This window comes from Streptomyces sp. NBC_01476 (assembly GCF_036227265.1).
Taxonomy (GTDB): domain Bacteria; phylum Actinomycetota; class Actinomycetes; order Streptomycetales; family Streptomycetaceae; genus Actinacidiphila.
Genome location: NZ_CP109446.1, coordinates 6,206,943 through 6,230,414 on the forward strand (window position 1 = coordinate 6,206,943; position 23,472 = coordinate 6,230,414).

General features: G+C 71.6%; 19 protein-coding genes. 14 read left to right on the forward strand and 5 right to left on the reverse strand.

Features of this window, described 5'->3' with window-relative positions; translation table 11 throughout:
- Positions 1 to 62: 62 nt before the first annotated feature.
- The 4 genes from OG552_RS27165 (at position 63) to OG552_RS27180 (ending at position 5,133) form a co-directional block, all read left to right on the forward strand.
- Positions 63 to 1,874: an IucA/IucC family protein gene (locus OG552_RS27165; RefSeq protein ID WP_329137275.1), complete on the forward strand. Its 1,812-nt coding sequence runs from the start codon at positions 63 to 65 to the stop codon at positions 1,872 to 1,874.
- 37 nt (positions 1,875 to 1,911) lie between these two features.
- Complete coding sequence (locus tag OG552_RS27170; RefSeq protein ID WP_329137277.1) at positions 1,912 to 2,631, forward strand: GNAT family N-acetyltransferase; 720 nt, start codon at positions 1,912 to 1,914, stop codon at positions 2,629 to 2,631.
- Positions 2,632 to 2,739: 108 nt separating this feature from the next.
- Entirely contained in the window at positions 2,740 to 4,506 is a 1,767-nt protein-coding gene (locus OG552_RS27175; RefSeq protein ID WP_329137279.1) for an IucA/IucC family protein, read from the forward strand.
- A gap of 54 nt (positions 4,507 to 4,560) precedes the next feature.
- Positions 4,561 to 5,133: an FHA domain-containing protein gene (locus OG552_RS27180; protein ID WP_329137281.1), complete on the forward strand. Its 573-nt coding sequence runs from the start codon at positions 4,561 to 4,563 to the stop codon at positions 5,131 to 5,133.
- Here OG552_RS27180 and OG552_RS27185 read toward each other — a convergent pair.
- The gene (locus OG552_RS27185) at positions 5,111 to 6,331 is read right to left on the reverse strand and encodes a serine/threonine-protein kinase (RefSeq protein ID WP_329137283.1); all 1,221 of its coding nucleotides are present in this window, start codon (positions 6,329 to 6,331) and stop codon (positions 5,111 to 5,113) included. The genes OG552_RS27180 and OG552_RS27185 overlap by 23 nt on opposite strands.
- On the reverse strand, positions 6,331 to 7,536 hold the full coding sequence (locus OG552_RS27190) for an FHA domain-containing protein (RefSeq protein ID WP_329137285.1): 1,206 nt from the start codon (positions 7,534 to 7,536) through the stop codon (positions 6,331 to 6,333). The genes OG552_RS27185 and OG552_RS27190 overlap by 1 nt, the downstream gene beginning before the upstream one ends.
- Before the next feature lie 145 nt (positions 7,537 to 7,681).
- Between OG552_RS27190 and OG552_RS27195 the strand changes: the two genes are divergently transcribed.
- On the forward strand, positions 7,682 to 9,685 hold the full coding sequence (locus OG552_RS27195; protein WP_329137287.1) for an ATP-dependent DNA helicase: 2,004 nt from the start codon (positions 7,682 to 7,684) through the stop codon (positions 9,683 to 9,685).
- Between the two features lie 104 nt (positions 9,686 to 9,789).
- On the opposite strand, the gene lexA is transcribed toward OG552_RS27195, so the two are convergent.
- Positions 9,790 to 10,569 (reverse strand): transcriptional repressor LexA, encoded by a 780-nt coding sequence (gene lexA / locus OG552_RS27200; RefSeq protein ID WP_329137290.1) that lies wholly within the window; start codon positions 10,567 to 10,569, stop codon positions 9,790 to 9,792.
- A gap of 515 nt (positions 10,570 to 11,084) precedes the next feature.
- Between lexA and nrdR the strand changes: the two genes are divergently transcribed.
- From nrdR to OG552_RS27245, 9 genes are all read left to right on the forward strand, one after another.
- Complete coding sequence (gene nrdR / locus OG552_RS27205; protein WP_329137292.1) at positions 11,085 to 11,597, forward strand: transcriptional regulator NrdR; 513 nt, start codon at positions 11,085 to 11,087, stop codon at positions 11,595 to 11,597.
- 136 nt (positions 11,598 to 11,733) lie between these two features.
- Positions 11,734 to 14,622, forward strand: coding sequence for a vitamin B12-dependent ribonucleotide reductase (locus tag OG552_RS27210; RefSeq protein ID WP_329137294.1), 2,889 nt, complete (start codon positions 11,734 to 11,736; stop codon positions 14,620 to 14,622).
- A gap of 193 nt (positions 14,623 to 14,815) precedes the next feature.
- The gene (locus OG552_RS27215; protein WP_329137296.1) at positions 14,816 to 15,586 is read left to right on the forward strand and encodes an MBL fold metallo-hydrolase; all 771 of its coding nucleotides are present in this window, start codon (positions 14,816 to 14,818) and stop codon (positions 15,584 to 15,586) included.
- A gap of 96 nt (positions 15,587 to 15,682) precedes the next feature.
- Positions 15,683 to 16,288, forward strand: coding sequence for a YdbC family protein (locus tag OG552_RS27220; RefSeq protein WP_329137298.1), 606 nt, complete (start codon positions 15,683 to 15,685; stop codon positions 16,286 to 16,288).
- The gene (locus OG552_RS27225) at positions 16,276 to 17,217 is read left to right on the forward strand and encodes a sigma factor-like helix-turn-helix DNA-binding protein (protein ID WP_329137300.1); all 942 of its coding nucleotides are present in this window, start codon (positions 16,276 to 16,278) and stop codon (positions 17,215 to 17,217) included. The genes OG552_RS27220 and OG552_RS27225 overlap by 13 nt, the downstream gene beginning before the upstream one ends.
- A 102-nt stretch (positions 17,218 to 17,319) precedes the next feature.
- Positions 17,320 to 17,982, forward strand: coding sequence for a histidine phosphatase family protein (locus OG552_RS27230; RefSeq protein ID WP_329137302.1), 663 nt, complete (start codon positions 17,320 to 17,322; stop codon positions 17,980 to 17,982).
- Between the two features lie 56 nt (positions 17,983 to 18,038).
- Positions 18,039 to 18,968: an ADP-ribosylglycohydrolase family protein gene (locus tag OG552_RS27235; protein WP_329137304.1), complete on the forward strand. Its 930-nt coding sequence runs from the start codon at positions 18,039 to 18,041 to the stop codon at positions 18,966 to 18,968.
- Between the two features lie 48 nt (positions 18,969 to 19,016).
- Positions 19,017 to 19,703 (forward strand): ribonuclease HII, encoded by a 687-nt coding sequence (locus OG552_RS27240; RefSeq protein WP_329137306.1) that lies wholly within the window; start codon positions 19,017 to 19,019, stop codon positions 19,701 to 19,703.
- A 53-nt stretch (positions 19,704 to 19,756) separates the two neighbouring features.
- Entirely contained in the window at positions 19,757 to 20,452 is a 696-nt protein-coding gene (locus OG552_RS27245; RefSeq protein ID WP_329137308.1) for a hypothetical protein, read from the forward strand.
- A 3-nt stretch (positions 20,453 to 20,455) separates the two neighbouring features.
- On the opposite strand, the gene OG552_RS27250 is transcribed toward OG552_RS27245, so the two are convergent.
- Positions 20,456 to 21,046, reverse strand: a complete 591-nt coding sequence (locus OG552_RS27250) for a hypothetical protein (RefSeq protein WP_329137310.1) — start codon at positions 21,044 to 21,046, stop codon at positions 20,456 to 20,458.
- Positions 21,047 to 21,242: 196 nt separating this feature from the next.
- A complete protein-coding gene (locus tag OG552_RS27255) occupies positions 21,243 to 23,438 on the reverse strand; it encodes a RecQ family ATP-dependent DNA helicase (protein WP_329137311.1) in 2,196 nt (731 codons plus the stop codon).
- Positions 23,439 to 23,472 lie beyond the last annotated feature (34 nt).

Consider the following 23,472-nt stretch of genomic DNA (forward strand, 5'->3'; position numbering starts at 1 on the left):
CGGGCCGCACCCGGCACGGCCTCCGCTTCACCCGCACCCGCCCAGACGAGTGGAGCCCCGGTATGACCGCACCCCTGCCCCCGGTCACCGCAACCGAGCACGGCCGGCCGGTGCCGCAGCAGCGGGCCGGCGCGGCCCGTACCGCGGTCGGCGAGGCCCCGGCGTACTCCGAGCCCTATGGCGCGGCGGACGCCGCCGGGGTGGAGAACCTGCTGCGGTGCTGGGTCCGGGAGACCGGTCTGACCCAGCCGGGCGACGGGCTGCTGCGGATCCCGCTGCCCGGCAGCGGCACCGAGGTGCAGGTCGCCGTCCACCACTGGTCCGCGGCCGGGCACCACCGCTTCGGGAGGGCCCTGCTCGCCACCGCCGACCAGCGCCCGCTGACCGCCGTCCAGCTGGCGGCCCTGCTGGCCCGGGAGGGAGGCACCGACCCGGCCGAGAGCGCCGACCTGGTGGCACGCGTGGCGGACTCGGTACGGCGCACCGCCGTCTTCATCACCGAACGCCGTGCGCAGCCCGGGCCCGTCATGCCCGAACTGCCCTTCCTGGACACCGAGCAGTCGCTGATCCTGGGCCACCCGCTGCACCCCGCGCCCAAAGGACGCGAAGGACTCAGCGAAGGGGAGAGCGCCGGCTACTCGCCCGAGTCGCGCGGCAGTTTCCCGCTGCACTGGCTCGCCGTGGACGCCTCGCTGCTCGCCACCGACTCCGCCTGGACCGAGCGCGGCCGTACGGTCCCGGCCGCCGATCTGCTGGCCGCGCTGGCCGGACCCGGCCTCGGACTGCCCGCGGGCACCGCCCCGCTGCCGCTGCACCCGTGGCAGGCCCGCGACCTCCAGCACAGGCCCCAGGTGCGGGACCTCTTCGACGCCGGTCTGCTGCACGACCTCGGCCCGCTGGGCGAGCCCTGGCACCCCACCTCCTCGGTCCGCACCGTCTACCGTTCCGGCGCCCCGGCCATGCTCAAGCTGTCGCTGGGGCTGCGGATCACCAATTCGCGCCGGGAGAACCTCCGCAAGGAACTGCTGCGCGGAATCGAGGTGCACCGGCTGCTCCGCAGCGGCCTGGCGGCCCGCTGGCAGGCCGCCCACCCCGGCTTCGACATCGTCCGCGACCCGGCATGGCTGGGGGTGAACACCGCCGAGGGCGAGCCTGTCCCCGGACTCGACGTGATGCTCCGGCACAATCCCTTCGGCGCAGGCCACCAGGCGCACTGCCTGGCCGGGCTCACCTCGCCACGCCCCTGGCCCGGGGTGCCCGCCCCCGCACTGCGCTCCCTGCTGGCGGTGCTCGTGGCGAACCTCGCGGAGAGCACCGGCCGCCCCGGCCCGGCGGTGGCCACCGAGTGGTTCCTGCGCTATCTGGACGCGGTGATCCGGCCGGTGCTGTGGCTGGACGGGCAGGCCGGCATCGCCCTCGAAGCCCACCAGCAGAACACCCTGGTGCTGCTGGACGCCGACGGCTGGCCCTGCGGCGGCCGTTACCGCGACAACCAGGGCTACTACTTCCGCGAATCCCACCGCGCCGAACTCGAACGCCAACTGCCCGGCATCGGTGCGGCCAGCGACACCTTCGTCACCGACGCGGTCGCGGACGAGCGCTTCGCCTACTACCTCGGCATCAACAACGTGCTCGGCCTCATCGGCGCCTTCGGCTCCCAGGGCCTCGCCGGCGAGCACGTGCTGATCGCGGCCTTCCGCCGCTTCCTCACCGGCGCCGGACAGGGCAGCAGCCTGCCGCAGCGGCTGCTGCACAGCACCCAACTGCGCTGCAAGGCCAACCTCCTGACCCGGCTGCACGGCATGGACGAGCTCGTCGGCCCGGTCGACACCCAGTCCGTCTACGTCACCATCCCCAACCCGCTGGCCCGCTGACCACGTCCCAAGGGCCCCGGGAGAGGAAGGAGTTCCGTTGCCCACCGCCGACTCCGGCACCGAGGACACCCTCGACCTGAAACTTTCCCCGGAAGTGCTCGCCCTCTTCGCCGCCACACCGCTCACCCCGCCCTCCGAGCCGCGCACCCCTTACGCCTCCGGCCGGCCGTACCGCGCCGCCGCGCCCGACCTGCTCGACCACGTCGCCGACTGGCGAGCCGCACAGACCTCAGCCGGATCCTTCCGGCTCGTCCCGGCCCGGCTGGACCGCGACCTGGAGCTGATCACCGGCTGGATGAACGATCCGGCAGTGGCCGAGTTCTGGGAACTCTCCGGCGACCGGCAGGTCACCGAGGAGCATCTGCGCCGGCAGCTGACCGGCGACGGGCGCAGCGTCCCCTGCCTCGGCGCCCTGGACGGGACACCGATGAGCTACTGGGAGATCTACCGGGCCGATCTGGACCCATTGGCCCGGCAGTATCCCGCCCGGCCGCACGACACCGGCATCCACCTGCTGATCGGTGGCTCCGCCGACCGTGCCCGGGGGCTGGGCAGCGTCCTCCTGCGTGCCGTCGCCGCGATGGTCCTCGACAACCGGCCTGCCTGCACCCGGGTCGTCGCCGAACCCGACCTGCGCAACACCCCCTCGGTCTCGGCCTTCCTCAGCGCCGGCTTCCGTCTCTGCGCGGAACTCGACCTCCCCGACAAGCGGGCTGCCCTCGTGGTCCGCGAACGCGCCCTGCGCCACCTGCTCTGACCGGAGCCCACCGCCGAGCGCTCCCCGCCGCTCAGCGCTCCCCGCCGCCCGCGCTGCACCCCCTTTCCGTCATCCGCCTCCTTCCCGTCGTCCCACGCAGGAGCCCCTGTGACCGCCGCCCCGCCACCCGTCTCCGACTCCGCCGTCTGGCAGCACGCGTCCCGCCGCCTGCTCGCCAAGATGCTCGCCGAGTTCGCGTACGAGGAGGTGATCGTCCCCCAGCCCGACCCCGCGGGAGGACCCAGCGCCTACCGGCTCGACCTCGGCCCGGAGATCACCTACCGATTCCGGGCGAACCGGGGCTCCTACGGAAGCTGGTACGTGGACGCGGCCAGCATCGAACCCACCGGCGACCCGCTGCACTTCCTCATGCACGGCCACGACACCGTGCTCGGGGTGAACGGCGACACCCTCGGCCACCTCGTCCGCGAGCTGCTGGCGACCCTGCGCGCGGACGTCCGGCTGGACCGGGCCGCGTTACCGGCGGCGGATCTCGCCGACCTCGACTACGCGGAACTGGAAGGGCACCAGACCGGTCACCCCTGGCTCGTCGCCAACAAGGGACGTATCGGGTTCTCGGACACCGACGCGGCCCGCTGGGCGCCGGAAGCCCGTATGGCGCACAAACTCCCGTGGATCGCCGTCCACCGCGACCTCGCGCAATACCGTGGCACCGTCACGCTGGCCACCCCCGATCTCCTCTACGCGGACGAACTCGCCCCCGCCACCCTGGCCGGCTTCCGGCGCACCGTCGCCGACCGGGGCCGCGACCCCGGCGACTACCTGCTGCTGCCCGTCCACCCCTGGCAGTGGGAACAGACCGTCGCCCCGCTTTTCGCGGCGTCGATCGCCGACGGATCCATCCTGCACCTCACCACTGACAACGACCTCCGACTGCCGCAGCAGTCGGTCCGTACCTTCCTCAACACCAGCCACCCGCTCCGCCGCACCGTCAAACTGCCGCTGTCGATCCTCAACACCCTCGTCTACCGCGGGCTGCCCACCGAACGCACGCTGGCCGCCCCCGCGGTCACCACCTGGGTGCACGGCCTGCGCGACCACGACCGTTTCCTGCGCGACGAGGCCCGGGTGATCCTGCTCGGCGAGGTGGCTTCCGTCAGCGTCGCCCACCCCCAGTACGACAAGCTGCCGACCGTTCCGTATCAATACCGCGAACTGCTCGGCTGTATCTGGCGCGAACCGCTGGGCCCCCATCTCGACCCCGGGGAGCGCGCCCGCACTCTGGCCGGACTCCTGCACACCGACCCCACCGGCCGGGCATTCACCGCGGAACTCGTGGCCCGTTCCGGCCTGCCCCCACAGGTGTGGCTGCGGCACCTCTTCGCCACCCTGCTGCCGCCCCTGCTGCACTTCCTCTACCGGTACGGCACGGTGTTCTCCCCGCACGGCGAGAACGCCATCGTCGTCTTCGACGAGCACGACATTCCGGTGCGCCTCGCGGTGAAGGACTTCGTGGACGACATCAACGTCTGCGCGGAACCACTGCCGGAACACGCCACCATGCCCACAGACGTCCGCGCCGTACTCCTCACCGAGCCGCCGCAATTCCTCACCCAGTTCATCCATTCGGGGCTCTTCGTCGGCGTGCTCCGCTATCTGGCGCCGCTGTGCGATCGGCAACTCGGCGTTCCGGAAAGCGATTTCTGGGCGCTGGTGCGCGACGAGATCCTCCGCCACCAGGAACGGTTCCCCGAACTGAAGGAGCGCTTCGCGCTCTTCGACCTGCTCACTCCGCGGATCGAGCGGCTCTGCCTCAATCGCAACCGTCTCCATTTGGACGGTTACCGCGACCGGGCCCAGCGCCCCCACGCGGCCGTGCACGGCACCGTCCGCAATCCGCTGCACGGTCCCTGACCGTCGGCCTCGCTACGATGCGCGGGCGGCCGTGACGGGAGGGGCAGAGCTGCCATGGACCAGGACCAGGAGCAGGACCAGGGCTGGGACCAGGGCCGGGACCAGGCCCTCGGGACGTGCCCGCAGTGCGGCGCCCCCGATGTGCGGCCCGGCCAACTCGTCTGCCGGGGGTGCTTCGTGCCCTTCTCCCTGATGGCGCCCCCTCCCCTCGCGCCCGAAACGTCCCTGCAGAGCGACCCGCAGGCCGCCCCCACCCGGATCCTCGACCTGGGCCCCGGCGTCCTGCCCGACCCCCGGCCGAGCGACGCCTGCCCACCTGCGCGGACGCTGCGGCTGCACTTCCCGGACGGGGAGAGCGTTCCGGTGTCACCCGGGGTACGCGTCCGGCTCGGCCGCGACCCGCACCTGTGCCCCGCCGTGACCTTCCTGGCCGCCCGTCGCAACTTGTCCCGTGTCCACGCCACGGTTGCCGTCGACCCCGACGGCTCCGTCTGGATCACCGACGAGGGGTCCACCAACGGCACCTTTGTGAACGAGCGCCGGCTGCCTCCCGAGCACCGGACCGCTCTTCGCACCGGCGACACCATACGGCTCGCCGCCGACGTCACCGTACGTGTGCTGCTCTGACCGCCGCATAAGAGGCCAGACAGCGGGCCAGCGGATGCTCCGCGCCCAGTCCGGCGGCGGCAGCGCGGGCCAGTTCCGCCAGCCGGCGGGCGGCCACCGCGACGCCGCCGCGGCCCTCCAGGGCCCGGGCACGACCGAAGAGCGCGGCAAAGGAGGCTGCTTCACGCTCCGCACCTTGCCCCGCGAGCTGCTGGAGCACCTGCCAGTAGCGTGCGTCGGCCTCGGTGAAGCGGCCGGCGGAAAGCAGGCCCTCAGCCTCTTCGAGCAGCGTCCAGACGGCATGCAGCGTGTCCTGGTCCAGCGTCCTGGGAGCGCGTGGCACCCGGAGGCCGTCCAGCATGGTGCGCAGCCGATCCGCCGTCTCCCCGGCATTCCCGGGACGTTCCCGCGGGTCTTTGGCCAGCATCCGGTGCACCAGGTGCGCGAGATCCCCGGGCACCTCAGGACGCCGGACCTCGATCCGCTCCGGCGTCTGATGGACGTGCAAGGAGGCGTAGCCCTGATAGGTGTCCGCGGCGAAGGGAGGACCCTCGGCCAGCAGCGCGTAGAGGACGCATCCCAAGGAGTAGAGGTCGGACTGCCCGGTGATCTCCAGACCCTGGACCTGCTCGGGCGAGAGATACGGCGGGGAGCCCAGCACCGCCCGCGGGCCGGTGTCACGCGCGCCGGGAAAATCGCGCCGGGCGGCCAGACCGAAGTCGCAGATCTTCACCACACCGCCGGGGAGCAGCATCAGATTCTCCGGCTTGATGTCCCGGTGCACCAGGCCGTGTTCGTGCGCGTGCCACAGCCCGGCGGACACCTGGGCGCCGTAGGAGAGCACCTCCGCGACCGGGAGCGCGCCGCGCTCCAGCAGCACCTGGCCCAGGTCGGTGCCGCGCAGCAGCTCCATCACGATGAACGGGTGGCCCTCGTGGTCACCCGTGCCGTGGACGGCCGCGACATTGGTGTGGCGCAGCCCTGCCGCCGCCGTCGCCTCCCGGCGGAATCCGTCGGCGTGCTCCGCGCGTTCGGCCGGCGTCCACTGCGGGCGTGTGGTCAGTACCTTGACCGCCACGGGCTGCCCGAGGTTCTCGTCGAAGGCCGCGTAGACCTGCCCGAAGCCGCCGGCGCCGAGTGCTTCGTCCAGCCGGTACCGGCCGCCGAGCACCGCGCCGACCCCGATGCCGCCGGGCACGCCGTCCGCGCCGCCGGGCATCACGCCTGCTCGTACCCGGGCTCGTCCCGGCCGCCGTCCGGCAGGTCCTCGGGCCGGATGTCCAGCGGCACGCTCAGCATCGTGGGCGCCGCGACGGCCCCGGCCTGCGGCCCGACGGTGCCGTCGGTGGTGTCCTCCTCGAAGACGAACTGCCGCCCGCTCGGCAGCAGTTCCAGGCGGTCATGGAGCATGACGGAGTCACCGGTCCGCAGCCGCCACACCGTGCCGTGGTGCAGCGGCAGCAACTCCTCCCCGGTCGGGCGGCTGTGCCGTATCCGGGTGCCGTTGGCGCTGCGCTCGTCGACCACCGTCAGCCCCTTGCCGTCGTAGGAGAGCACGACATGGGTCCGGCTGACCGAGTCCACCGAGGCGCTGTTGACCCACGCGCCCAGGGCCACCCCGCCGTCGGCCGGCGCGCGGCCGACGGCCAGCGGTCGGCCCGCGGTCACCATGAAGCGGCCCCTGACCGTGCCGTCCATCACCACCTTGACCTGGGCGCGGCGCGGCAGCGGCCCGGTGTCGGTGAGTTGCAGGCCGTGTGTCGGGCACACCACCCGGTCCTTGTGGCGGCGCGGCAGCGCGGTGCCCGGCCGCTCGCCGGCGCCGAAGAGCGGGCAGTCCGCCTCCGGGCAGCGCCAGTCGCGGCTGAGTACCGCCCGGTGCGCCGAGGGCGCCCAGCGCCGCAGCACCCCGGCCTCCAGCAGAATCCCTTCCTCCTCCTTGCGGGAGACCTGCCACTCCGGCGGCACCGGCATGATCCTCGGCCGTACCCCGATCCGGCCGTCCGGCTCCAGGAAGGGACGCAGAAAACGGTGCCGAGTGCCCGGAATCCAGGGGTAGGCGCGGTGGAAGTCGAGGAAGTTGTCGGCGCTGACCACCCGCAGTTCCAGGGCGTCCGCGAGCTCCAGGATGCGGTCGTCGGCGCGGGGCAGCACCTCCAGCAGCCCGTCGCGGTACCAGCGGTCGAGCCGTTCGCGCTCCCCGGCGGTCAGCCTGCCGTCGGCAAGCAGCGAGCGGTCGGTGATCGCGTACACCTGGACGGTCGGATCGCGGGTGAAGGCGGCCAGCGCGTCCAGCAGACCCTCCAGCCGGGCCAGATCGGCCGGCCGGTCGCCGCCGAGCCCCGGTTCGCGGACGACGTTCGCCACATCGACGACGTATTCGGCCGCGGAAGCGTCCAGCGTCAACCGGCTCTCGCACTGCATGTGACCAGAAGCTAGCACCGGCCGGCCGACCAGGTCCCGGTGATGTCCGCTACAGCCGCGGAAGTGATCCCGGGGCGGCCGGAATCGTGCCCTGGCCTTCCGCGCGGACGGCGTTGTCGGTGGCTCGCCGTAGGCTGGCCTCCCTATGACTGCCACGCCCCCACCCGCGCTCACCGACCTGCTGCACGCCGCCGTCACCGCCGTCGGCGGCACCGAGCGGGCCGGTCAGGTCACCATGGCCCAAGCCGTCGAGGCCGCCGTGGACGAACAGTCCCATCTGCTCGTCCAGGCCGGCACCGGCACCGGGAAGTCACTCGGCTATCTGGTCCCCGCGCTCGCCCACGGAGAGCGGGTGGTGGTGGCCACCGCCACCCTCGCCCTCCAGCGGCAGCTGGTCGAACGTGACCTGCCGCGCACCGTCGAGGCGCTCAAACCGCTGCTGCGGCGCGAACCGCAGTACGCCATGCTCAAGGGCCGCTCCAACTACCTGTGCCTGCACCGGCTGCACGAGGGAGTGCCGCAGGACGAGGAGGACGGCCTCTTCGATCCCTTCGAGGCCGCCGCCCCGACCAGCAAGCTCGGCCAGGACCTGCTGCGGCTGCGGGACTGGTCCGACGAGACCGAGACCGGTGACCGGGACGGTCTGACCCCCGGTGTCTCCGACCGCGCCTGGAGCCAGGTCTCGGTGACCTCACGGGAGTGCCTGGGCGCCACCAAGTGCGCTTATGGCGCCGAGTGCTTCGCCGAGGCGGCGCGCGAGCGGGCCAAGCTGGCCGACGTGGTCGTCACCAACCACGCGCTGCTGGCCATCGACGCCATCGAGGGCGCACCGGTGCTGCCCAGCCACGAGGTGCTGATCATCGACGAGGGGCATGAGCTGGTCTCCCGCGTCACCGGCGTCGCCACCGGCGAGCTGACCCCGATCGGCGTCAACCGGGCGGTCAAGCGTGCAGCCCGGCTCGTCAACGAGAAGGCGGCCGACGCGCTGCTCAGCGCCGCCGAGGGCTTCGAGCGGCTGATGGAGCTCTCCTTGCCGGGACGGCTGGAAGAGATCCCCGAGGACCTCGGTTACGTCCTGGCCGCGCTGCGCGACGCCTGCCGCCAGGTGATCACCGCACTGGGCGACACCCGCGACAAGTCGGTGCAGGACGAGGACGCGGTGCGCAAGCAGGCACTGGCGTCCGTGGAGCATGTGCACGAGGTGAGCGAGCGCCTGGTCCAGGGCTCGGAGTACGACGTGGTGTGGTGCGAGCGGCACGACCGCTACGGCGCGTCGCTGCGGGTCGCGCCGCTCAGCGTGTCCGGACTGCTGCGCGAGAAACTCTTCACCGAACGCTCCGTGGTGCTGACCTCGGCCACCCTCAAGCTCGGCGGGGACTTCAACGGTGTGGCCGCGTCGCTCGGCCTGGCCCCCGAGGGCACCGAGGGCGAGGACGTGCCGCAGTGGAAGGGCATCGACGTCGGCTCGCCCTTCGACTATCCGCGGCAGGGCATCCTCTACGTGGCCAGGCATCTTGCCCCGCCGGGCCGGGACAGCAGCCGCGAGGACATGCTCGACGAACTCACCGAGCTGATCGAGGCGGCCGGCGGCCGCACACTCGGCCTCTTCTCGTCCATGAGAGGCGCTCAGGCGGCCGCGGAGGCGCTGCGGGGGCGGCTGGACCACCCGGTGCTGCTCCAGGGCGAGGAGACCCTCGGTGAGCTGATCCGGCGGTTCGCCGAGGATGCCCGCACCTGCCTGTTCGGCACGCTGTCCCTCTGGCAGGGGGTGGATGTGCCGGGCGTCAACTGCCAGTTGGTGGTGATGGACCGCATTCCGTTCCCGCGCCCGGACGACCCGCTGATGAGCGCCCGGCAGAAGGCGGTCGAGGAGAACGGCGGCAATGGCTTCATGGCGGTGGCCGCGACCCATGCGGCACTGCTGATGGCCCAGGGCGCGGGACGGCTGATCCGGGCGACGGGCGACAAGGGTGTCGTCGCGGTGCTCGATCCGCGGCTGGCCACCGCCCGCTACGGCAGCTTCCTGCGGTCCTCCCTGCCAGAGTTCTGGTACACCACGGACCGCAATCAGGTACGCAGGTCACTGGCCGCGATCGACCAGGCGGCAAGGACCGCGGACGTGGCGGAAGAGGCCGTACAGCCGGTCTGAAAAGAGCGTGGCTACGCTCCGCAGGCGGAGCGTAGCCAGGCGGAACACAGCGGGGCCCCGGAACCGGCGCAGTGGTTCCGGGGCCCGGATGGAGAGGCCGGGCGTCACACCCGGCGCAGCACCGCCACCACCTTGCCGAGGATGGTGGCCTCGTCACCCGGGATGGGCTGATAGGCCGCGTTGTGCGGCAGCAGCCACACATGGCCGGCGTCCCGCTTGAAGCGCTTGACCGTCGCTTCGCCGTCCAGCATCGCCGCGACGATGTCACCGTTCTCGGCGACGGGCTGGCGGCGAACCGTCACCCAGTCGCCGTCGCAGATCGCCGCCTCGATCATCGAGTCACCGACCACCTTGAGCACGAACAGTTCGCCGTCGCCTACCAGTTGGCGGGGGAGCGGGAAGACGTCCTCGACCGACTCCTCGGCCAGCAGGGGCGCGCCCGCCGCGATGCGTCCGACCAGCGGCACATAGGAGGCGGAGGGCTTGCCGGTGGTGTCGGTGGGCTGGGGGTGGCCCGCGTCCGAGGCGCGCACCTCATAGGCGCGCGGCCGGTGCGGATCGCGGCGCAGAAAGCCCTTCCGCTCCAGGGCCATCAGCTGGTGGGCCACGGAGGACGTGCTGGACAGACCGACGGCCTGGCCGATCTCCCGCATGGACGGCGGATATCCCCGCCGCTGCACCGAGTCCCTGATGACCTCGATTACGCGCCGCTGACGTTCGGTGAGTCCCGAGCTGTCGGCGCGAATACCCGGGGGCCGTCCGGGAAGCGAGCGCGCGGGCTTCGGGGCGTTCTCTTCGTTCATCACGTCCAACGGGCCGATTCGATCCGGGGAGCGGTCATGTGCGGTCAATGTCGCTGCGGCGCTCTCTGCGGTGGCGGTCACGGCGGCCCCTTTCCAGATTTTCTCCACCGCATGGACTGCGGTCGGCCCGCTCGCGGCACGGGCAGTTAGTACAACGGTAGTGGGTTTCGAAAGGTTGCGCCAAACACACGTTCGAGTGAATTTGCATAAATCCGCTGACGTGATCAAGGTACCGGGTGTATTGATCGAATGGAAGTTCGATTCCCACATTCGCCCGCGAGAGAGCCGGCGGCGGTCGCGGTTCAGTGTCTCACCGCCCTGTGCGGCGCGTTCGCGGAAGGCACATCCTGGGTCGTCCCTTACGCTCTGGCACGCCGCGAGCCCGGTCCGTCGCGACCGGCACGCCCGCGACACGCGGGAGTGCCCCCACTGGCCGCAGCCACCAGATCTAGTGGTTAGATGGGACCCGGGCACAACAAGTTGTGGTGACGTTGGTGGCTTTCCGGTCGCTTCCGTGGCATCCGCGGCTTGTGCGAGGCCCTGCTGAAGCCTTTGTCGCGCGCTCACCGGCTGGTGAGGGAGGGAGTGGAAGACCCGTGCATTGCCCCTTCTGCCGACACCCGGACAGCCGCGTCGTGGACAGCCGGACCACCGACGACGGGTCCTCGATCCGCCGCCGGCGCCAGTGCCCGGACTGCGGCCGCCGCTTCACCACCGTCGAGACCGCGTCCCTGATGGTGATCAAGCGCAGCGGCGTCACCGAGCCGTTCAGCCGCAACAAGGTGATCGCCGGGGTGCGCAAGGCGTGCCAGGGCCGGCCGGTCACCGAGGACGCCCTGGCCCAGCTCGGGCAGCGCGTGGAAGAGGCGGTCAGGGCCACCGGCAGCGCCGAACTGTCCACCCACGACGTGGGACTGGCCATACTCGGCCCCCTCCAGGACCTCGACCTCGTGGCCTACCTGCGCTTCGCCAGCGTCTACCGGGCCTTTGACTCGCTGGAAGACTTCGAGCGGGCCATCACGGAGCTGCGCGAGCAGCTGCCACCCACCACGCCCGGCGGGCTCGACGAGGACCTCGGAGTCCCCGCGTCCGCCGTCGCCACCGACTGAGCGGCGACCGGTCCCAGGACCGGGCCCAAGGATTTGCCGGAGTGCCCCTGACGTGGGCGCCGAGGCGGCAGGACAACACCGTGCCATGGGAAGAACCTGGCACTTCAGGGCGTTTTCGCCCGTATAGGGAGGCGGAATGACAGAGACGACGAGCGGCCCGGCACGCGGTTCGCGCACCAAGGGGTCCAAGGCAGGCAAGGGTGTGCGGGTCTCGCGCATCCACACCACGCCGGGTGTGCATCCGTACGACGAGGTGACCTGGGAGCGCCGTGACGTCGTCATGACCAACTGGCGCGACGGCTCGGTCAACTTCGAGCAGCGCGGCGTTGAGTTCCCCGACTTCTGGTCGGTGAACGCGGTCAACATCGTCACCAGCAAGTACTTCCGCGGCGCGGTGGGCAGCCCGCAGCGCGAGAACAGCCTCAAGGCGCTCATCGACCGGGTCGTGCGCACGTACCGCAGGGCCGGCGAGGACAACGGCTACTTCGGCTCCTCCGAGGACGCCGAGCTCTTCGAGCACGAGCTGACGTACGCCCTGCTGCACCAGGTGTTCAGCTTCAACTCCCCGGTCTGGTTCAACGTGGGAACCGCCCAGCCCCAGCAGGTCTCGGCCTGCTTCATCCTGTCCGTCGACGACTCCATGGAGTCGATCCTCGACTGGTACAAGGAAGAGGGCATGATCTTCAAGGGCGGCTCTGGCGCCGGCCTGAACCTGTCCCGTATCCGCTCCTCCAAGGAGCTGCTCTCCTCCGGCGGCAACGCCTCCGGTCCGGTCTCCTTCATGCGCGGCGCCGACGCCTCCGCCGGCACCATCAAGTCGGGCGGCGCCACCCGCCGCGCCGCCAAGATGGTCGTGCTGGACGTCGACCACCCGGATGTCGAGGCCTTCATCGAGACCAAGGTCAAGGAGGAGGAGAAGATCCGCGCCCTGCGTGACGCGGGCTTTGACATGGACCTCGGCGGCGACGACATCGCCTCCGTGCAGTACCAGAACGCCAACAACTCGGTCCGGGTCAACGACGAGTTCATGAAGGCGTACGAGAACGGCTCGAAGTTCGGGCTGCGGGCCCGGATGACCGGTGAGGTCATCGAGGAGGTCGACGCCAGGGGGCTTTTCCGCAAGCTCGCGGAGGCCGCCTGGGCCTGCGCCGACCCCGGTATCCAGTACGACGACACGATCAACCTCTGGCACACCTCGCCGGAGACCGGCCGGATCACCGCGTCCAACCCGTGCAGCGAGTACATGCACCTGGACAACTCCAGCTGCAACCTCGCCTCCCTGAACCTGATGAAGTTCCTGCGTCACGACGACCAGGGGCACCAGACGTTCGACGCGGAGCGCTTCGCCAAGGTCGTCGAGCTGGTCATCACCGCGATGGACATCTCGATCTGCTTCGCCGACTTCCCGACCGAGAAGATCGGCGAGACCACCCGCGCGTTCCGCCAGCTCGGCGTCGGCTACGCCAACCTCGGCGCCCTGCTGATGGCGACCGGCCACGCGTACGACTCCGACGGCGGGCGCTCGCTCGCCGGGGCGATCACCTCCCTGATGACCGGAACGTCGTACAAGCGGTCCGCGGAACTCGCCGCGGTGGTCGGCGCGTACGACGGATACGCCCGCAACGCCGACGCCCACAAGCGCGTCATGAAGCAGCACTCGGACGCCAACACCGTGGCCCTGCGGGTGGACGACCTGGACACCCCGGTGTGGGCCGCGGCCACCGAGGCCTGGCAGGACGTACTGCGGCTCGGCGAGAAGAACGGCTTCCGTAACGCCCAGGCGTCGGTGCTGGCCCCGACCGGCACCATCGGCCTGATGATGGACTGCGACACCACCGGCGTCGAACCCGACCTCGCGCTGGTCAAGTTCAAGAAGCTGGTCGGCGGCGGCTCGATGCAGATCGTCAACAACACGGTGCCGGTTGCCCTCAAGCGGCTCGGCTACCAGGAGGAGCAGATCGAGGCGATCGTCGCCCACATCGCCGAGCACGGCCATGTGATCGACGCTCCCGGGCTCAAGCAGGAGCACTACGAGGTCTTCGACTGCGCCATGGGCGAGCGGGCGATCTCCGCGATGGGCCACGTCCGGATGATGGCAGCGGCGCAGCCGTTCCTCTCCGGTGCCATCTCCAAGACCGTGAACCTGCCCGAGTCGGCCACCGTCGAGGAGGTCGAGGAGGTCTACTTCGAGGGCTGGAAGCTCGGCCTCAAGGCGCTGGCGATCTACCGCGACAACTGCAAGGTCGGCCAGCCGCTCTCCGCCAAGAAGAAGGGCTCGGACGACGCCAAGGCCGAGGCGGAGAGCACCGTGCCGGCCGCCGTGGAGAAGGTCGTCGAGTACCGTCCGGTCCGCAAGCGTCTGCCCAAGGGCCGTCCCGGCATCACCACGTCCTTCACCGTGGGCGGCGCCGAGGGCTACATGACGGCGAACTCCTACCCGGACGACGGCCTGGGCGAGGTCTTCCTGAAGATGTCCAAGCAGGGTTCCACCCTCGCGGGCATGATGGACGCCTTCTCCATCGCGGTGTCGGTCGGCATGCAGTACGGAGTCCCGCTGGAGACGTACGTCTCGAAGTTCACCAACATGCGCTTCGAACCGGCCGGCCTCACCGACGACCCGGACGTGCGGATGGCGCAGTCCATCGTGGACTACATCTTCCGCCGCCTGGCGCTGGACTTCCTGCCCTTCGAGACCCGCTCGGCGCTCGGCATCCACTCCGCCCCGGAGCGCCAGCGCCACCTGGACACCGGTTCGTACGAGCCGACCGACGACGAGATGGACGTCGAGGGCCTGGCCCAGTCCGCTCCGCGGGAGAGCGAGTCCCAGCGGGCCCCGCTCACCGTGGCCAAGCCGGCGGCGGCCGTCCCGGCGCCCAAGGAAGCCCACAGCTCCACCGAACTGCTGGAGATCCAGCTCGGTCTCAACGCGGACGCGCCGCTCTGCTTCTCCTGCGGGACGAAGATGCGGCGGGCAGGCAGCTGCTACGTGTGCGAGGGCTGCGGGTCGACCAGCGGCTGCAGCTGACCGTGAGCGCCATCAGGGCGTGACCTCGCGGTTCAGGGTCTGAAGGCGCTGTTCAGGGCGGTGGAGCCGGTATCCGGTTCCACCGCCCTTGGCGTTGATACGACTTTCCGGTCCCGGTGCCCGGCCGGGAATACGCTCCGCAGCCGAACGATTGTGCTGGGTGGAAGATCGACTCGGCACCGGGAGGGCGGCCATGGCCGGACTGGACATCCGCTACGTCGGCGGTCCCACGGCGGTCATCACGCTCGGCGGGCTCCGGCTGCTGACCGACCCCACCTTCGACCAGCCGGGCGACTACCCGATCGGGGCACGCGCCCTCACCAAGACGGTCGGGCCGGCCACAACGGTGGACGCGATCAGCCCGGTGGATGCCGTACTGCTCTCCCACGACCAGCACCCGGACAACCTCGACCGTTCCGGACGGGAGCTGGTGGCCGAGGTGCCGCTGGTGCTGTCCACCAGGGCCGCGCGGGAGCGCCTGCACGCGACGGTGAGGGCGCTGCCGAACTGGGAGAGCGTCGAACTGCCCCGGCCGCACGGCGGCGCCCTGCGGATCACCGGGGTGCCCGCGCAGCACGGGCCCGACGGCAGCGAGAAGGTGGTCGGCGAAGTCACCGGTTTCGTGCTCTCCGGCGATGGGCTGCCGACGGTCTACGTGAGCGGAGACAACGCGTCGCTCGACGTCGTCCGGGCCGTGGCCGAGCGGTTCGGGCCCTTCGACGTGGCGCTGCTCTTCGCCGGGGCGGCGCGCACCGCCCTGGTGCCGGACGCGCCGCTCACCCTGACCAGCGAGCAGGCGGCCCAGGCGGCGGCGATACTCGGTGCCCGGGACGTCGTACCGCTGCATTTCGAGCACTGGGCGCACTTCAGCGAGGACGGGGACAGCCTGGAGGCGGCCTTCACGGCGGCCGGGCTGGGCGAGCGGCTGCACCGGCTGCGCCCCGGCGGGTCCATAGCGCTCTGACCGCTCACAGGCCGCACATCGCCGCCGGTGGGACCGGATACCGCGGGGTGCGGGCTTGCGGCCATGGCACCGACTCAACGCCACTACGATGGCGCGGTGTTGGTGAAGTGGATACGCAGTGGCGTCGTGGACAGACCCGGATTCGACCGGGGTCAGCGCAGGTGGGCGGCGCTCACGGCGCAGCCGGGGTTCCGCGGCCAGGGCGGCGGCTGGAGCCGGGCCCAGCCCGGTGTGGCACACCTCTTCGCCTTCTGGGACGACCGGCGCTCGTACGACGCCTTCATGGCGGGCCCGCACGACGGCATAGCGGCCGCTCAGCAGGGCACCTTCGAACTGCTCGCCGTCCACCTCTTCGAGCACCGGCTGGATGTGAAGGTCGGCTTCGAGCCGCGGTTCACCGACGCCGATCTGCTGCGGGTGGCACTGTGCAAGGTGCGGCCGGAGCGGGTCGACCACTTCACCCTGATGCAGCAGCGGGTGTGGAACCCCGCCATGGCCGGTTCACCCGGGATGCTGCGCGGAGTCGTCGGCCAGGGCGCCGGGAACGACTTCCTGGTGCTGTCGATGTGGAACTCCGCCACGGAGCGCGGCAAATACCGCGAGGGCGCGGTCTCCCGGCTCTCCGAACGCGCCGAGCTGGACACCGACGTGCTGTCCGTGGCCGGGGACGTGGTGGATGTGGTGCAGGCTTGGACAGTCTGACGCACGACCTCTGCGACCCGGATGTGGCGGGCGCCCCCGCGCTTCGGCTGCCCGGCGCGGTGGCCGGCGCGGAGGCGATACGGCTCTTCGGCGCTGTGTACAGGATGCTCGGCTCGGCGTGCGGGGCGTGGGAGACCGTACGCGGCGCGCTTACGGTGACGGTCCAGCCGGACGTGTCCGACCTGGTGCGTGAGGTGGTCGGCGCCGCGCTGCGGCGTGCGGACCCCGCCCGGCAGCGGCGCGACGGGCACACCTGGCTGCCCGAGCCGGTGCTGACCGGACGCGGGGCCCTGGGGCCGATGGACACCGCCGAGCGGCGCGAATCGGTCTCGATGGCGCGGCTGGTTGTGCTGGAGCGGCTGCCGCCGGCCGAACGGGCCGCTTATGTGCTGCGTGAGGTCTTCGGCTACGGCGCGGCAGACGCCGCCGCGGTACTCGGCGTGCCGGAGGCGCGGTACCGGGCGCTGAGGCGGCGGGCGCGGCACCGCGTCCAGGAGGCCGACTGGGGCGCGGCGCCGCGCACACCGGACGGGGAGGCCCAGCGCTGGGCCTCTGTCGGGGAACTGCTCCATGCCATCAGGGAGGAGGACACGGCCGCGCTGGAGGAAGCACTCGCCGACGACGTCGTGGCCTGGTCGGACGGTGCGGGACGGCCCGATGTCATACGGCGGCCCGTCCTGGGCGCGGTGAAAGTGGCCCGCTTCCTGCTCGCGGCGGGCGGACGGATACCGGACGACGCCCAGGGCCACATCGCCGAGGTCAACGGAGACCCCGCCCTGCTGGCGGTGGCCGGAGGCGAGGTCGTCGGCGTGCTGGCCCCGGAATTCGGAGCGCAGGGGATGGTCGGGATCCGGGCGGTGGCCGATCCGGCGCGGCTGTCCTTCGTGAGCCGGCAGTGGGCGGCGGACCGGCCCGGGCACCGGGACTGATACCGGCCGGCGCCATCGGCGGAATGTGGTGTCCGGCACGATGGTGCGAGCGGCGGCGCCGGTGGCGCGCAGCCCGGCCAGGCGGGCAATAGGCTGATGGTCATGGGACGTCCTCGCCGCATCGTACTCATCCGGCACGGCGAGTCCCAGGGCAATGAGGACGACACCATCTACGAGCGGGTGCCGGATCACGCCCTGGAGCTCACCGACACCGGACTGCGGCAGGCGCGGGCCGCGGGTGCCCGGCTGCGGGAGGTCTTCGGCGAGGAGCCCGTGCAGGCGTACGTGTCCCCGTACCGCCGGACCTGGCAGACCTATCGCGCGCTGGGCCTGGACCAGCTGCGGGTCGAGGCACGGGAGGAACCGCGCCTTCGTGAACAGGACTGGGGCAACTGGCAGGACGTCGAGGACATCCAGCGGCAGCGCAAGGCACGGGACTCCTACGGGCACTTCTTCTACCGCTTCGCGATGGGGGAGAGCGGCGCCGACGTCTACGACCGGATCGGCTCCTTCATGGAGACGCTCTACCGGGCCTTCGAGCGGCCGGACTTCCCCCCGAACGTCCTGCTGGTCACGCATGGACTCACCATGCGGCTGTTCTGCATGCGCTGGTTCCACTGGACGGTCGAGGAGTTCGAGACGCTCTCCAACCCGTCCAACGGCGAGACGCGGATGCTGCTCGCCGGCTCCGGCGGCCGCTACTTCCTTGACCGGCCGTTCGAGCGGTGGGGCACGCCCTGCCAGCCGGGCGGCGGCACCGGGTGAGTTTCGGCACAAGGCGATTGACCCGCGTCAGGCGTGATGTCAGAGTTTCCGGCGCCATGACCCCTCAACCGCATACGCATCCGTCCACTTCTCCGTCCGACGCCGAACGTCTCTCCCGCACCCTGGCCGGCCTGCGCGGGCTGTCCGTGGGCGACGCCCTGGGAGCACAGTTCTTCGTCCCCGCCAACTACGCCGCTCTGCAGGCCGGTGAACTGCCGCCCGGCCCCTGGGCCTGGACCGACGACACGGAAATGGCCTGCTCGGTGGTCGCCGTCCTGGTCCGGCAGGGCCGCATCGACCCCGACGCCCTGGCGCTGTCGTTCGCCGAGCACCACGACTTCGACCGCGGCTACGGCCCGTCCGTCAACCGCATGCTCCGGCTGATCCGCCAGGAAGGCGGAGACTGGCGCGAACTCGCCGCGGCCCAGTTCAACGGGCAGGGCTCGTGGGGCAACGGCGCCGCGATGCGGATCGCGCCCCTGGGCGCCTGGTACGCGGGCGACCCCGAGCGGGCCGCCCGCGAGGCGGAGGTCTCGGCCGGCACCACGCACCAGCACTCTGAGGCGGTCGCCGGGGCGATCGCGGTCGCCGTCACCGCGGCGCTGGTCGCCGACGCGGCCGGACCCGACGACCCGGATGAACTGCTCGGCGCGGTCCTGGAACTCGTGCCCCGCAGTGCCGTGCACACCGGAATCCGCCGTGCCCGCGACATGCTCGACTACGCGGACGTGGACACCGTGGCCGCCGTGCTCGGCTCCGGCCGCCGTACCAGCGCCCAGGACACGGTCCCGTTCACCCTGTGGTCGGCGGCCCGGCATCTCGGCGACTACGAGCGGGCGTTCTGGAACACGGCGCGGGCCGGCGGTGACGTCGACACCACCTGCGCCATCGTCGGCGGCATCCTCGCGGCCCGGCCCGGCGGCGAACCGCCCGCCGACTGGACAGCCCGGACCGAAACGCTTCCCGAGTGGGCCGTACCGGCCTGATCGCCCCCCTGTGGATGGCGTGTTGCCGGGGGGTAGGCTGAAGCCGTCATGCCGTACGAACCACCTACCCACAGCGTCGAACGCTCGATGCGTGCCACCCTCGGCGTCCGGACGGTCGCCGGTGTGGACGAGGTCGGGCGCGGTGCCTGGGCCGGACCGGTCACGGTGTGCGCTGCGATAACGGGCTTGCGCCGGCCGCCGGAGGGCCTGACCGACTCCAAGCTCATCACCCCCAAGCGCCGTGCGCGGCTCGCCGCGCTGCTGACCGGATGGGTGACCTCGTACGCCCTCGGCCACGCCTCCAACGAGGAGATCGACGACCTGGGGATGACCGCGGCGCTGCGGCTGGCCGCCGTACGTGCGCTGGAGTCGCTGCCGGAGCGGCCCGACGCGGTGATCCTCGATGGCAAGCACAACTATCTTGGCGGGGCCTGGCAGGTCCGGACCGTGATCAAGGGCGACCAGTCCTGTGTCTCGGTGGCCGCGGCCTCCGTCATCGCCAAGGTGCACCGGGACGGGGCAATGGCCGAACTCGGCGCGGAATACGCCCCGTTCGCTTTCGCGGACAACGCCGGATATCCGTCGCCCGTTCACCGGACGGCACTTGAGGAGTTCGGACCGACCGGCCACCATCGCCTTTCGTGGTCGTACCTGGACGCGATGCCGCGCTGGCAGCACCTCAAGAAGGTGCGTGAAGGCGTCGAGACAGGGGAACAACTCGGTTTCGATTTCTGATGGAGCACCCGCCCCCGCTGCGCATTCGTCCTGTGTTTGATAGACATCAACTCATGCCTCTCACCCCCGAGGAGCCTCAGATTCACGAGACTGTCCCGGGTCCCCGCACTGCTCCGGCCGCCGGCCGGAGTGCGTCGACCCCCCGTCCCGTTCCCGGCCCGCCGCGACCCGCGGCGCCGCGGCCCGCACCGTCCAAGGAGTCGGCACCCGCGGGTGTCCGTCCCGGCCGGCCCGGTCCGCACCGTCCGGCCGGAAGCGGCACCAGCGCGGCTTCCGCGTCGGTGCCCCCCGTCGCGCCGGTGGCCCCGGCCGCCGCGGCGACCCCGAGCGGAGCGCCGAAGCAGCGTGCCGCCGGCTCGCCCGGCGCGCAGATCCAGTTGATCCCGGCTCCCGCCGACGGCGCCGTGGACGCCGCCGACGAGACGGTGGACCTGCTGCTGGACACCGGCCGCGCCCCCGGCGAGGTCCTTGTCCTGACCACCGGAGATCCCCATCCGTGGGCCGCCCACGAGCTTTCCTTCGGTGAGGCCTCCTACTGGGCCCAGCACGACGCCGCCGACGACGTCTTCTACGCCGACATCACCGCGCCGCGTGCCGCGGGCCGGCCGGTCGTCATCGTCGCCCTCAACGGTGGGTCGGACGAGACGCTGCCGCAGGCGCTGGCCGGTGCGCTGTCCCGGGCGGGCGTGCTGCTGATCGTGTGCGGTGACCCGACGCGGATCAACTCCCTGCTGGGCGCCAGCGCCTGACCGTCAGCGGGCGGCGGCCCGGCGCAGCGGCTGTGGGGTCCTGTCGGGGACCACGGGCGCCGATCCGCCCGCCCGTCGTGCGGAGGCGATCACGTTCGGTGTCCGTCCGCCGCGGTTCTCACCGATGATGTTCCAGCCATCACCGGTGAGCGTCACATACGAGCCGCAGCGCAGGCCGTGCAGGGTGCAGGCGTCCCGCAGTCCCCACATCCAGGCGCCGTCCTCCTCGGTCCAGCCGGCCCCGCCGTCCCGGCAGACCATCAGTACCGCGGTCCGTACCGGCTGACGCAGCCGCAGATCGTGCGGGATGACCCGGCGCAGGTGGGACAGGAGCGCGTTGCGCCGTTCCCATCCGTCCAGCACACCGGGCCGGCACGCGAAGGACGCGCTCGCTCTGATCCGTCCGTCCGGATCGTAGACGGCGACCACGGCCATCGGCGGCGTCGGCAGGTGGCGTGAGTGCAGGTCCTTGATCACGTCACGGGGATTGGCGAGCAGGGGCACCCCGACGCCGGTCCACTCGGCCGTTTCCAGATTGCGTGCTGCGCGGGAGGTGGCGGCGGTGGACGTCTCCGTAACGAAGCCGATAGTCACGGTCCTCCCTTCGCAGATGCACCCGTAGACCGGGCGCGGGCGCACGCCGGTCAGAGGGCTCCAAGAGCCGATCGGGGATCCGAGGGCAATTCTTCCTCTCGTAACTCCTTGCGGCAACGGGCAATTGCCGCCGGGGACCGGTATGGACCTGTCCGCCGCATAGATCCCTTCCGCTCGGTGACTGTACGCCGACAGATCAGCCCTGAACGGCCAGGACCAGCGGGAACACCCCGGTCGCTCCGGCCTGCCGGAGCATGCGCGCGACGACGGCGAGTGTCCATCCGGTGTCCGCGAAGTCGTCCACCAGTAGCACCGGTCCCGCCGCCGCACGCAGCGCGGTGGCCAGTTCGTCCGGTACGCGGAAGGCTCCGTGCAGGTCGCGAACCCGTTGTGCGCTGTTGCTGCGCGGCACCCCGCCGGAATTTCCGTCGTCCGCGTATTCGACCCGGCCCAGCAGCGGTATCCGGCCGACTTCGGCGATACGCGCGCTGAGCGAGTCCACCAGCACCCCGCGCCGGTGCGAGGCGACCGCCACCACACCCACCGGTCGCTGCGGCGAGCCCGGCGCCCCGCCGGCCCAACCGCCCGCGCCCCTGGCCCAGTCGGCGAGGACGTGCACCACAGCGTCGGCCGCCTCCGCCGGAACGGGCTGGTCGACGGCTCCTTCGGCGAACAGCGGACGGAGCCGGTTGCCCCACCCGATGTCGGAGAGCCTGCCGAGTGCGCGCCCGGTCTCGGCCTGCTCGCCCGCCGGGATACGGCCCTTGAGCGGCACCCCCGCGGCTTCGAGACCGGTCGGCCACATCTTGCGCGGTTCGAGTTCGACACCGGGCCGGCCGAGGGCGGCGCGGGCCGCGTCCAGTGCGGCGGAGGACACCTCGACGGGGAAGCGGGCTCCCGCGCAGTTGTCGCAGCGGCCGCAGGGGGCCGCCTGTTCGTCGTCCAGTTGCAGCCGCAGGAACTCCATCCGGCAGGCGGTCGTGCCGGCGTACTCCCGCATCGCCTGCTGTTCGGCCGAGCGCTGGCGGGCGACCCAGGCGTACCGCTCGGTGTCGTACGTCCACGGCTGCCCCGTGGCGGTCCAGCCGCCGCGCACCCGGCGCACCGCACCGTCCACGTCCAGCACTTTCAGCATGATCTCCAGCCGGGAGCGGCGCAGATCGACCCGGGGCTCCAGCGCCGGCACCGACAGCGGGCGGTCCGAGGCCGCGAGGACGTCGAGGGTGCGGCGGACCTGCTCCTCCGGCGGGAAGGCGAGGGAGGCGAAGTAGCGCCAGATCGACTCGTCCTCCCGGCCGGGCAGCAGCAGCACCTCCGCATGCTCGACGCCGCGGCCGGCCCGGCCGACCTGCTGGTAGTACGCGATGGGGGAGGACGGCGAGCCGACGTGCACGACGAAGCCGAGATCGGGCTTGTCGAATCCCATGCCCAGTGCCGAGGTGGCCACGAGTGCCTTGACCCGGTTGGCCAGCAGGTCGGCCTCGGCTGCCTGGCGGTCGGCGTTCTCCGTCTTGCCGGAGTACGAGGCGACCCGGTAGCCGCGGCCGCGCAGGAACGCGGTGATCTCGTCGGCGGCGGCGACGGTCAGGGTGTAGATGATGCCGGAGCCCGGAAGGGTGTCGAGATGGTCGGCGAGCCAGGCCAGCCGGTGGGCGGCGTCCGGCAGTTGCAGGACACCGAGCGACAGGCTCTCGCGGTCCAGCGGTCCGCGCAGGACGAGCGCGCCTTCCTTCTCGTCGGTGCCCGACGCTCCGGTGCCGAGCTGTTCCGCGACGTCGGCCGTCACCCGTGAGTTGGCGGTGGCGGTGGTGGCCAGGACGGGCACGCCGGGCGGAAGATCGGCGAGCATGGTGCGCAGCCGCCGGTAGTCCGGGCGGAAGTCGTGGCCCCAGTCGGAGATGCAGTGCGCCTCGTCCACGACCAGCAGACCGGTGGTCGCGGCCAGCTTGGGCAGCACTTCGTCCCGGAAGTCGGGGTTGTTGAGCCGTTCGGGGCTGACGAGCAGGACGTCGAGCTCGCCGGCCGCGACCTCCGCCTCGATCTCTCCCCATTCCTCGGTGTTCGAGGAATTGATCGTGCGGGCCTTGATTCCGGCCCGGGCGGCGGCCTCCACCTGGTTGCGCATCAGCGCGAGCAGCGGCGAGACGATCACCGTCGGCCCGCTGCCACGCTCGCGCAGCAGCGCGGTCGCCACGAAGTACACGGCCGATTTGCCCCAGCCGGTGCGCTGCACGACCAGTGTTCTGCGGCCGTGTGCGACCAGGGCCTCGACCGCGAGCCACTGGTCCTCACGCAGCCGCGCGGCGCCGGGAGCGGCGCCGGGAGCGGCGCCGACGAGTCGGCTCAGTACGGTGTCGGCCGCGGCACGCAGCGCGGTGGTGGTTTCGGTCATGGGTCCATGCAACCCGATGTGACCGACAATCCGC

Bases quoted from the DNA above. Each gene is read 5' to 3' on its own strand.
- OG552_RS27235 (WP_329137304.1), top strand. From the start codon at position 18,039: ATGACCCCTCAACCGCATACGCATCCGTCCACTTCTCCGTCCGACGCC.
- OG552_RS27210 (WP_329137294.1), top strand. From the start codon at position 11,734: ATGACAGAGACGACGAGCGGCCCGGCACGCGGTTCGCGCACCAAGGGG.
- OG552_RS27165 (WP_329137275.1), top strand. From the start codon at position 63: ATGACCGCACCCCTGCCCCCGGTCACCGCAACCGAGCACGGCCGGCCG.
- OG552_RS27255 (WP_329137311.1), bottom strand. From the start codon at position 23,438: ATGACCGAAACCACCACCGCGCTGCGTGCCGCGGCCGACACCGTACTG.
- OG552_RS27215 (WP_329137296.1), top strand. From the start codon at position 14,816: ATGGCCGGACTGGACATCCGCTACGTCGGCGGTCCCACGGCGGTCATC.
- OG552_RS27240 (WP_329137306.1), top strand. From the start codon at position 19,017: ATGCCGTACGAACCACCTACCCACAGCGTCGAACGCTCGATGCGTGCC.
- OG552_RS27185 (WP_329137283.1), bottom strand. From the start codon at position 6,331: ATGCCCGGCGGCGCGGACGGCGTGCCCGGCGGCATCGGGGTCGGCGCG.
- OG552_RS27180 (WP_329137281.1), top strand. From the start codon at position 4,561: ATGGACCAGGACCAGGAGCAGGACCAGGGCTGGGACCAGGGCCGGGAC.
- OG552_RS27195 (WP_329137287.1), top strand. From the start codon at position 7,682: ATGACTGCCACGCCCCCACCCGCGCTCACCGACCTGCTGCACGCCGCC.
- OG552_RS27190 (WP_329137285.1), bottom strand. From the start codon at position 7,536: ATGCAGTGCGAGAGCCGGTTGACGCTGGACGCTTCCGCGGCCGAATAC.
- OG552_RS27245 (WP_329137308.1), top strand. From the start codon at position 19,757: ATGCCTCTCACCCCCGAGGAGCCTCAGATTCACGAGACTGTCCCGGGT.
- OG552_RS27230 (WP_329137302.1), top strand. From the start codon at position 17,320: ATGGGACGTCCTCGCCGCATCGTACTCATCCGGCACGGCGAGTCCCAG.